Annotated in this window: 6 protein-coding genes and 1 riboswitch; of the genes, 1 reads left to right on the top strand and 5 read right to left on the bottom strand. The window is 52.7% G+C overall.

The window, feature by feature from the left end; all coding sequences use genetic code 11:
- Positions 1-274: 274 nt before the first annotated feature.
- From PBA01S_RS17820 to metA, 5 genes are all read right to left on the bottom strand, one after another.
- Positions 275-2,197 carry a PTS fructose transporter subunit IIABC gene (locus tag PBA01S_RS17820; RefSeq protein ID WP_127576466.1) on the bottom strand — a complete coding sequence of 641 codons (1,923 nt, stop codon included), beginning with the start codon at positions 2,195-2,197 and terminating at the stop codon, positions 275-277.
- A 27-nt stretch (positions 2,198-2,224) separates the two neighbouring features.
- Positions 2,225-2,971, bottom strand: a complete 747-nt coding sequence (locus PBA01S_RS17815) for a DeoR/GlpR family DNA-binding transcription regulator (protein ID WP_127576465.1) — start codon at positions 2,969-2,971, stop codon at positions 2,225-2,227.
- Between the two features lie 167 nt (positions 2,972-3,138).
- Positions 3,139-4,311 (bottom strand): trans-sulfuration enzyme family protein, encoded by a 1,173-nt coding sequence (locus PBA01S_RS17810; protein WP_127576464.1) that lies wholly within the window; start codon positions 4,309-4,311, stop codon positions 3,139-3,141.
- A gap of 23 nt (positions 4,312-4,334) precedes the next feature.
- Positions 4,335-5,498: an aminotransferase class I/II-fold pyridoxal phosphate-dependent enzyme gene (locus tag PBA01S_RS17805; protein WP_127576463.1), complete on the bottom strand. Its 1,164-nt coding sequence runs from the start codon at positions 5,496-5,498 to the stop codon at positions 4,335-4,337.
- A gap of 17 nt (positions 5,499-5,515) precedes the next feature.
- Complete coding sequence (metA, locus tag PBA01S_RS17800; RefSeq protein WP_016312945.1) at positions 5,516-6,451, bottom strand: homoserine O-acetyltransferase MetA; 936 nt, start codon at positions 6,449-6,451, stop codon at positions 5,516-5,518.
- Between the two features lie 120 nt (positions 6,452-6,571).
- Positions 6,572-6,701, bottom strand: a riboswitch (SAM riboswitch).
- A gap of 489 nt (positions 6,702-7,190) precedes the next feature.
- Here metA and corA point away from each other — a divergent pair.
- Positions 7,191-8,126, top strand: coding sequence for a magnesium/cobalt transporter CorA (gene corA / locus PBA01S_RS17795; protein ID WP_028538200.1), 936 nt, complete (start codon positions 7,191-7,193; stop codon positions 8,124-8,126).
- Positions 8,127-8,188: the final 62 nt, after the last annotated feature.

Genomic DNA, 8,188 nt, shown 5'->3' with positions numbered 1-8,188 from the left:
AAACCAAATAAATACCTGAGATTGCCAAAAATTTAAAATGATAATTTAATCGTAACACAATATGGGCAGAAAAACAGCCCCCGTTCGGAGAGCCCTGCAAAACACCCTCACTTGGGGTTAAGGGCACAAGACGCCGGGGCTTCCAACTAAAATTTACCATGAAAGCGGTAAGCCATATAAATCAGTTGTGCTGCAAATACAACAAACCCAGTGCCTGCATGGCACTGGGTTTGTTGTTACAGATTCGGAGCCTGTTCGGAAGGCGATTGTGCCTTCACTTTGAAAGCCCCGTTCCGCTAGGATTAAGGTTTTTCTTCCAAAGTCCCAGAATAAGACCCGATAATAACGCTCCGATCACTACCGCGAGAAGGAACAGCAAAGCGTGATTCGCCAATGCCGCTACAAATATACCGCCGTGCGGAGCCGGGATGTTGATATGCCAGAGTTGAGTCAAACCGCCTGCAACCGCCGAGCCCAAGATACAAGAGGTCAGCACGCGCAGCGGGTCTGCAGCCGCAAACGGAATCGCCCCTTCGGTGATAAAGGATAGTCCCAGCACATAGTTCGTGATGCCGGATTTCCGTTCATCCTCGGTAAATTTGCGTTTAAATAGCGTTGTGGCAAGAGCAATTGCAAGCGGAGGAACCATCCCGCCGGCCATAACGGCGGCCATCAGGGTACCGTTAGTGTTGCCGCTTGAAGCAAACACGCCGATAGCAAACGTATAAGCCGCTTTGTTGAAAGGACCTCCCATATCGATGGACATCATGCCCCCAAGGACCAGCCCCAGCAGCACCGCATTGCCAGTGCCCAGATTGTTTAGTCCCGAGACCACCCAGTCATTAATTGTGCTGAAAACAGGATCAAAGAGGTAATACATGATAACGCCGGTAAACAGAAGCCCTGCGACCGGATACAGCAGAATCGGCTTCAAACCATCAAACGTTTTGGGCAGACCAGCAAAACATTTGCGCAGGCCAATCACGATATAACCGGCCAGGAAACCAGCTGCCAAACCGCCGAGAAAACCGGAATTGGAATTTACAGCCATCAGACCGCCGACCATCCCTGGCATTAATGCCGGACGGTCGCCGATGCTCATCGCGATAAAACCGGCCAAAATCGGAATCAGGAAATGGAACGCCCCATCGCCGCCAATCGTCATCAGTAGCTTGTAAATCGGGTTATCTGCTCCGCCCATCTGTTCAAACAGGAAGGAGATGGCGATCAGGATGCCGCCTCCCACAACAAACGGAAGCATGTGGGAAATACCGTTCATCAAATCCTTGTAGATTTTGCTTCCGATTTTGGTCATGCCTCCATCTGAAAAACCGCCGGACTCCACTTTGACACCCGAGCTTCGATACACCGGAGCGTCTCCCCGGACCACTTTCTCAATCAGCTCTTGAGGTTTGCGGATACCGTCGCTGACCGGTCTATGCAGCAGCGGCTTGCCGTCGAAGCGGCTCATCTCCACCTGCTTGTCGGCGGCGATAATGACGCCTTTGGCGCGGCGGATTTCATCCGCGGTAAGCACATTCCTGGCTCCTTCTGATCCATTGGTTTCGACGCGTATTTCGACACCCAGCTCGGCTGCTTTTTTCTTCAGCGCGTCTTCGGCCATATAGGTATGGGCGATGCCTGTCGGGCAGGCTGTAACCGCGACTACAAAGTCACCGGATTGGGCAGCGGTCTGCTCTGCTCCGGGTTGTCTGTTTGGTGCGGCGGTTGCCTTTGAATCTGGCTGCTGTTTCTCATCAAATAGAGCAACTATCTCTTCGGGTGTTGAAGCCGCCTGCAACTGTGCCATGAAACCTTCGTCAAGGAGCAGCTTGGAAAGCGAAGCCAGCGTTCTCAGATGAACATCGCCCATATTCTCGGGAACCGCAATCATGAAGAAAAGGGTGGCCGGTTCTCCATCCAGCGTATCGTAATCGACCCCTTTGGCACTTTTGGCAAAAACAATCGTCGCCTCGTTAACCGCCTTCGACTTGGCGTGAGGCATCGCGATGCCACCGCCGATGCCGGTGCTTGCTTCCGCTTCCCGTTTCAGAATCATTTCTTTGAACAAGGCCTGATCGTTAATCCGCCCGTTGTCAACCAGACTGCCGATCAGTTCGTCGATCACCGCTTCTTTAGTAGTTGCCTTCAAATCCATAATCATCGTTTCTTTGATCATCAGATCCGTAATCTTCATAACTCATCCCCCGGCTTTATATCATAGTTATTCCGCAATGACTTTCGTTTTTTGCGTGATGGAGGTACGCCATCGTTCTGGCATTTTGTCGGTGATCAGCACGGCTTGTTCCAGATCCAAAAACTTGGCAAAGGTAACTTCGCCGAGTTTGCTGGTATCGGCAAGCACAAACGATTGACCGGACAATTCGTGGGCTCTCCGTTTAATCAAGGCCTCTTCAGGGTCCGGCGTGGTGTAGCTCATGACCGGATCCACTCCATTGGCTCCCAGAAAACATTTGTCAAACCGGAAGTTGTCTAAGTTCTGGAGCGCGATACTACCGACGACTGCTTTCGTATGCGTTTTCATCATTCCCCCGATTAAATAACTGCGAATCTGTTTGCTTACCAGCGCTTCTATGTGTGACAAACCGTTCGTCACGACGGTGATGTCTTTGGCTTCTATATAAGAGATCATTCGCAAAGTGGTCGTCCCCGCATCCAGGTAAATACATTCCCCGTCCCGCAGCTGCGCCGCAGCCAAACGAGCAATAACCTCCTTTTCCTGAACGTTTTTGAATGTTTTCTCTTCCATGCCGAGTTCTTTGCTTCTCTCTCCAGGCAAGCTGGCTCCGCCGTGAATCCGTTTGAGCAAATGCCTGCTCTCCAAATCCACCAAGTCTCGGCGAATCGTGGATTCTGAAGCTCCAGTTAGATCTACAAGTTCCTGCAGCTTTACGATCCCTCGATCATGTAAGCGCTGTAATATGAATTTGTAGCGTTCCTCTATCAGCATAGAATACCTCCATCCGTTTTGATCATAACACATATTTCGCCAAAATCAATCAATTTTATTCAAAAATCTTCAGAAGTACTCATTATCTATGGGGGAATAACATAGTTAAGGGTGTCCCATACGCCATCGCAAGATGACATAGGGGACACCCTCCAATTTATCCTAATTCAAGATGATGAACTGTTCCGTAACGCCTGATCCAAATCGGCAAGCAAATCGTCGATGTCCTCCAGCCCGACGGAGAAACGCAGCAGCCCGTCGGTAATGCCCCGCTCGCCGCGAACTTCCGGCGGCATCGAGGCATGCGACATCATCGCCGGGTAAGAGAGGATGCTCTCGACGGCACCCAGGCTGACCGCAACGAGCGGCAGCTTCACCCGATTCAGCACCCGCTTGGCCCGCTCGCCTGAACCAACGTCGAAGGAGACCACCGCGCCATAACCGGTGGATTGCTTCTCCTGAACCTCGCGGCCGGGGTGATTCGGCAGGCCTGGATAGTACACGGCTTCGATGTCGCTCCGCCGGCTCAGCCAGTCGGCCAGCTTGCGCGCGCTCACTTCGCTGTGCGCCATCCGCGCTCCCAACGTCTTCATGCCGCGCATCAGCAGCCATGAATCCTGCGCGCCAAGGACGGTGCCCAGCCCGTTCTGCACATATTTCAGTTGACGGGCCAATTCTTCCGTCCGGGCCACCGCCAGGCCGGCCAACACGTCGCTGTGTCCGCCGAGGAATTTCGTTGCGCTGTGCAGGACGATATCCGTCCCCAGCTCAATCGGGCGCTGGTAATACGGCGTCATAAACGTATTGTCCACGATGCTAAGTAACCCATTTTCTCGCGCCCACGCGGAGATTTCCGCGATATCGGTGATTTTTAACGTAGGATTGGACGGCGTTTCCATATAGACGGCTTTCGTGTTGGCTTTCAAAGCCGCCTTTACCTGCTCCGGCTGCGTCATATCGACGAACGTCGTTTCGATGTTCATCCGGGTTAAAATATTGGACAGCAGACGATAGGTCCCGCCGTACACATCTTCGGTCACGATAATATGATCGCCGGCCGAGAGCAGCATCAGCGTTGTGGAAATGGCGGCCATCCCGCTGGCAAACGCGAAGCCTTGGACCCCGCCTTCCAATACCGCAATGTAATCCTCCAGCGCCTGCCGCGTCGGATTGCCGGAACGGCTGTAATCGTGCTGCGGCGGATTAAAAATATCGTGATGATGGAACGTCGACGCCTGATAAATCGGTACACTGGACGCGCCGGTAGCCTCGTCCACCTCGCTGCCGAAGTGAATCAGCTTCGTTTCAAATTTGTTTTCCCGTTTCTCCTGCCCGCTCATGCGCCTTGTCCCCCTTCGACTTCCTACCGCGCCGCTTCCAGTGCATTACTCAGGTCCGCAATCAAATCATCAACGTGCTCGATGCCAACGGAGAACCGCAGCAACCGATCATCCACGCCCACCGCATTGCGGATCTCCTCCGGAATGTCAGCATGCGTCTGCACTGCAGGATACGTCATCAGCGATTCCACGCCGCCGAGACTTTCGGCAAATGCAATCAGATTTAGATTGCGCAGCACCGGCTCTACGTACCGAGCATCCGTTACTTTGAAGGAGAAGATCCCCGTATTGCCGCTCGACTGCTTCCGTTGCGTCGCGTACCCTGGGTGATCCTCCAATCCCGGGTGGAATACCTCGGCTACCTGTGGATGTGTCTGCAGGAATTTGGCGATCGCCAGCGCGTTGCTTTCGTGCCGCTCCATCCGCAGCGCCAGCGTCTTCATTCCGCGCATCAGCTGATAAGAATCGGACGGGCTGAGCACCGCCCCAATCGAGTTGTGCAGGATCGCCATCTCCTGAGACAGCTCCTCGCCTTTGGTGATGATCAGACCGGCCAGGACATCGTTATGGCCGCCCAAGTATTTTGTCGCGCTGTGAACAACGATGTCCGCACCAAGCTCAATTGGCCGCTGGAAATACGGCGTCATCAGCGTATTGTCGACGATCGTCAGCAAGCCATGGGACCGCGCCCATGTCGATACCGCTTCAAGATCAGTAATCATCATCAGCGGATTGGTTGGCGTTTCAATAATAACGGCCTTCGTGTTCTCTTGACGTACACGTTCAAGGGCATCCAAATCGTTGGTATCCACATAAGATGCGGTTACGCCAAATTTGGACATAATCCGCTCTAGCAAGCGATACGTGCCTCCGTAAAGGTCCAGCGATACGATGAGATGGTCGCCTTGCGAAAATAACGTAAATACCGTCTGCAACGCGGCCATCCCGGAGCTACAGGCAAACCCGGCATCGCCGGATTCCAGAGCCGCCGCTGCATCTTCCAGCACTTTGCGGGTAGGGCTTTTCGTACGGATATAATCGAAGCCCGTGCTTTGCCCCAGGCGCGGATGCCGAAACGCCGTGGCTTGATATATCGGATAATTCACCGCGCCTGTGACCGGCTCTTCGACCGATCCGATTTGTGCCAATCTACTCTCGATGCGCCATTCCTTGTTTCTCTCCCCCACCTGCAATCCCTCCACTTTTAGATCTCATATACAAAGTCGGCCGTTTGATCGATATCGTACGGCGTTTCTTGATACACATAGTAGTTTAACCAATTGGAAAATAATAAGTTTGCATGGGCCCGCCACGAAGAACGCGGGGCGCGTGTCGGATCGTTATTCGGGAAATAGTTCACCGGCAGATCGATGTCCATGCCTTTCGCGATATCCCGGTCATACTCCCATTTCAACGAATCCGGATCGTATTCGGAATGCCCGGTTACGAAGATCTGCTTCCCGTCACGGGTGGCGACCAAGTAAATGCCGGCTTCCTCCGATTCCGCTAGAATCTGCAGCTCCGGCACCCGCTCAATGTCCGAACGTTCCACGTCCGTATGACGGGAGTGCGGGACTTGGAATACTTCATCAAATCCGCGCAGCAGCTTCACCTTCGGATCGTTGACTGTGTGGGAGAAGACCCCAAAGCATTTTTTCGCCAGGGGAACCTTACGAACGCCATAGTGGTAATACAATCCGGCCTGAGAGGCCCAACAGATGTGCATGGTCGAAGTGACATGGGTTTTGGACCACTCGAAGATTTCCTTCAACTCTTCCCAGTAGTTCACTTCTTCAAAATCCAATTGCTCGACCGGTGCCCCTGTCACGATCATGCCGTCAAAGCGGCGATTGCGAATATCGCCAAACGTTTTGTAGAACATCTCCAGATGCTCTGCGGACGTATTTTTTGAGGTATGCGTGCTCGGATGAAGCAGAACGATCTCCACCTGAAGCGGCGTGTTCCCCAGCAAACGCAGGATTTGGGTCTCCGTCGTTTCCTTGGTAGGCATCAGGTTCAGAATCGCGATCCGCAGCGGGCGGATGTCCTGATGATAGGCACGGCTTTCATCCATGACAAAAATATTCTCGTTGGTCAACACGTCCTTGGCCGGTAAATGATCCGGGACTTTAATCGGCATGTGGTTTCACTCCTTTAATCGTAGCGTCATTCTCAACTCAACATCCGTTTCGAGGGGCCGTGTATACAAAAATGACCTCTCTCACGGGGAGAAAGGTCATTACGTATTCGGTATGCGCCTCTCTCATCTCTCAGAAGCCGCCCCGTATTCGATACGGACGGTTCTGCAAGAATTAGCACCGCTGCGATGGTTGTCATCGCCGGTTGCCGGGTATCATCGGGCTAGTCCCTCCACCTGCTCTTGATAAGATTTCGCTGTATTTAGTTAGGATCGGGGTCTGGGCCGTTGCCCGTACTCCCTGACATTCACTTTAAAGTATCGGATGGCATTCCGTCAAGAACTCTGCGAGAAAAATCACACGGTATTCATGGACCGCTTGGCTCCCGTGCACATAGTATACTTTTGGGTTGAAACATTTCATTCGCTGGCGTTATACTAGACAAGTGCCTTTGGGCCCAGACGGGCCTAGGGTTTGACGCATCAACATGTAACCTGATTATAGCGAGGTGAAACCGAGAATGGAAGGCGACCCGAGTCCGCAGAGGAATACCCAGGTCAAACAATTGCATAGGATACCGACCCGCTGGGTGCCTGCGGAACGTAGAGGGCACTTTCGTTTCCCGGTGTTTGCATAAACGCCTTTTTGATCGTTGCCGGGCGAACCCGCGGTTGGTCCCTTTCCTATGCTGCAACAAGAGCATCCCAGGCCTTCAGGCCCGGGGAAAGGGAGTGAGAGCTTATGAAAATCCGTCATGTTCTAGCCGGCGTATTTACCCCCGTTGAGGACGTGGAATTAACAACCACCCCTCCGGAAGAAGGCTTCTATTGGATCGACGCGGGGGTGGATGACCTTGCCCTGCTGCAGCCTTTATTTTCGCTGCACGATCTGGCTGTGGAGGACTGCTTAAGCGAAGAAGAGCAACGGCCAAAGATTGAAACCTACGACAACCACTATTTCATCGTTGTAAATAGCATTCGGTATGATGACGAGGAAATTTTCCTGCGTGCATTGAACATTTTCTTGGGACGGCATTATATCATTACAGTTACTAAACAGAAGATCAACGAACTTCGTGCGGTGAAGCCGATCCTGTGGGAGCAGGAGGTCAGCGAGCCCGACCGATTCCTGTACCTGCTGGTCGACCTGGTGGTTGATAACTACTTCACCGTCGGCGACCGGATCGAAGTGAAGATCGAGAAGCTGGAAGAAGACATTCTGATGCATACCAAACGTTCGCACCTGAACGAAATCATCGGGCTGCGAAGTGAAATTTTGTGGCTGAAGAAAGTGCTGGGGCCGCAGAAGGAAGTCATCAATATTTTGAACAAGAAAGACCTTCGTCTAATCGACGACCAGCTGCAAAAATACTTCAGCGACATCTACGAAAACGCCGTGAAGATCTCCGAGAACTTCGACACGTTCCGCGAGCTCGTCGGCAACTTACGCGAGGCCTACCAGGCCGCCATCGCCAACCGCGCCAACGAAATCATGCGCGTGTTCACCGCGATTACGACGATTTTCATCCCGCTGACACTGATCACCGGGATCTACGGGATGAACTTCGACAATATGCCGGAGCTGCATTCGCGATACGGCTATTTTATCGTCCTTGGCATTATGGGCGTGCTTGGTTTAGGGATGTACTTCATCTTCCGGAAGAGAGATTGGATATAAACAGTAAGGCCAACACGGGCTAACGTCCGCGTTGGCCTTTTGGGTTGGGACGTTAGCCAGTT

It is taken from the genome of Paenibacillus barengoltzii NBRC 101215 (genome assembly GCF_004000745.1).
Classification (GTDB): domain Bacteria; phylum Bacillota; class Bacilli; order Paenibacillales; family Paenibacillaceae; genus Fontibacillus; species Fontibacillus barengoltzii.
The sequence above is the reverse complement of the archived record's forward strand: the minus strand, read 5'-3'. Positions and strand labels throughout refer to the sequence as shown.

Bases quoted from the DNA above. Each gene is read 5' to 3' on its own strand.
- metA (WP_016312945.1), bottom strand. From the start codon at position 6,451: ATGCCGATTAAAGTCCCGGATCATTTACCGGCCAAGGACGTGTTGACC.
- PBA01S_RS17820 (WP_127576466.1), bottom strand. From the start codon at position 2,197: ATGAAGATTACGGATCTGATGATCAAAGAAACGATGATTATGGATTTG.
- corA (WP_028538200.1), top strand. From the start codon at position 7,191: ATGAAAATCCGTCATGTTCTAGCCGGCGTATTTACCCCCGTTGAGGAC.
- PBA01S_RS17815 (WP_127576465.1), bottom strand. From the start codon at position 2,971: ATGCTGATAGAGGAACGCTACAAATTCATATTACAGCGCTTACATGAT.
- PBA01S_RS17810 (WP_127576464.1), bottom strand. From the start codon at position 4,311: ATGAGCGGGCAGGAGAAACGGGAAAACAAATTTGAAACGAAGCTGATT.